A 361-nucleotide genomic window follows, 5' to 3' on the forward strand; every position below is an offset into this window, starting at 1 on the left:
GTCCCGACTTACCCTGGGCAGATCAGCTTGACCCAGGAACCCTTAGTCAATCGGCGCAAACGTTTCTCACGTTTGTATCGCTACTCATGCCTGCATTCTCACTCGTGAACCGTCCACAACTCGCTTACACGGCTGCTTCACCCGGCACACGACGCTCCCCTACCCATCCACACACCCGTTGGGGCTATTATGTGAATGACACGACTTCGGCGGTACGCTTGAGCCCCGCTACATTGTCGGCGCGGAATCACTAGACCAGTGAGCTATTACGCACTCTTTCAAGGGTGGCTGCTTCTAAGCCAACCTCCTGGTTGTCTGTGCGACTCCACATCCTTTCCCACTTAGCGTACGCTTAGGGGCC

At 56.0% G+C, this 361-nt stretch carries 1 rRNA gene; it reads right to left on the reverse strand.

What is annotated here, in order from left to right:
* Positions 1-361 (reverse strand): 23S ribosomal RNA (locus KUM32_RS36085); the annotation flags it as partial.

The organism is Streptomyces sp. AC627_RSS907 (assembly GCF_019049165.1).